Origin of the sequence: Glycomyces sp. NPDC021274 (assembly GCF_040641195.1) — a bacterium.
Classification (GTDB): domain Bacteria; phylum Actinomycetota; class Actinomycetes; order Mycobacteriales; family Micromonosporaceae; genus Glycomyces.
In genome coordinates this window covers 1-1599 of sequence record NZ_JBFADC010000050.1, presented here as the reverse complement: position 1 = coordinate 1599, position 1599 = coordinate 1, and the positions used below count along the sequence as shown (strand labels likewise).

Annotated in this window: 1 pseudogene; it reads right to left on the bottom strand. The window is 67.5% G+C overall.

The features are described from left to right. Window positions 1-1599: pseudogene (locus AB0I03_RS26435) on the bottom strand (ATP-binding protein); the annotation flags it as partial.

The following is a 1599-nucleotide window of genomic DNA, read 5'->3' as shown; positions in this document are numbered from 1 at the left end:
CCGCGGCGGGGCGGCGTCCCATGTTGAGGAGACTGAGGGTTTCCACCTGGGAAAGCTCCTGGTCAGGAGCGATGCGAAGGGCGGTCTCCCCCTCTGCCAGGCCGAAGGAGAAGAACTTCAGGTCGGGGAGGCTGGCGAGGGTGCGCCATTTCTCCTCGGTGAATTCGTTCGTGAGGCGTTGTAGTTGCAGGTTGCGCAGTGGCCAGGACGCGAGGCGAGCGAAGTCCGGGCGAATGCGTTGACCCAGGGTGAGGAACCGCAACGGGGCATGCAGGGGGAAAGCGTTCAAGCCCTCCGGTGGGGGCGGCACGAGGAGGGACAGGGAATGCAGGTGAGTGAGGCTGTCGAGTCCGCGTGGGGTGCGTACGACGCTGACGTCCCCGCTGATGCCTAGCGAGTCCAGGCGTAGGTCCCTGAGCGGGACGAGGCTTTCCACAGCGGGGCAGTCCCGGAGGAAGAGTGATTTCAGCGCGGGGAAGTCCCTGAGGAACGCGAGATCGCTGATCTCCGGGTTGTTGGTGAGCGTGAGATGGGTGAGCTGGGCCAGGTGCAGGCCGTCGCGAAGTTCCTGGGCCGTGAAAGAGCCGTTCACGGTCGTGCGGGGACGGCCACCGAGGGCTTTGAGGGCACGTAGTTCGGTAGTGCTGCTGACGGTGACGGTCACGTCTGTACCGATGTGCTGGATGATCTCCTCGGCATAGCGGCTGGCTTCGAATGCGGACCAGTGAGTGCCCAGACGATTCCGGACATTGAAGTCGGGGTGGCTGCGAAAGAGCTTGATGCATTCCAGTGCCGCGTCGGAACCGATGGCTGCGGCGGTGGCCACCACCTCTTGCGCCTCGTCGTTCTCCAGGCCGTCCGGGCCGGGGAGGAGTTCCAGGACGATCGGCCCCACCTGTGCGAGCAGAGTCGACTCGCCATGGGTGCGAGGCGGCAAGATCTCTCGTACGCGGACGTTGACCTCTTCACGCACGCCAGGGTCCAGCTCCGTCGCATGCTCCAGGCACGCCATGGCGAGCACGTGGACGCGCAGGCGCGCACCTGGTTCTTTGATTCCGTCACCCTTGGCAATCAACTCCCGTAAGAATTCCGCCCGTTCGCGTGGCCGGGCGTGTGCCACCGCCATCCGAATCACGTCCTCCCACTGGGAGTCCGTGGCGTGTTGCAGCAGCAGGCCGAAGTCGCCCTCCTCCACGGCGGCCTTGGCGCCCAGGTAGTCCTGGAAGGTGCGGTGGACGAAGTCGACGGTGCCGGGGGCCGGTTCGCGGAGCAGGCCGCTGCGGTGGAGGAGGTGGCGGAAGACGGTCGGGGCGTCGCCCTGGGCGGCGGCGACCGGGACGGCGGGGAGGGCGTCGGCGACGATGCGTTCGGCGCGGTCGCGGTCGAGTTCGGTGCGGCCGTTGCGGATCAGCCAGTACGCGAGGCGCTGGAGGAGCTGGATCTGCGGCTCGTCGGCCAGCTCGACGCCGTCCGGTCCGCGCATGTCGCGTTCCCGGTCGCGGCGGGAGAGCAGCATGCTCAGGGCGGCGTCGTAGAGCTCCTTGCGGCCGTGCGGGAGGTAGCCGCGGCGGTCGCGGTGAAGGGCGCAGATCAGGCCGC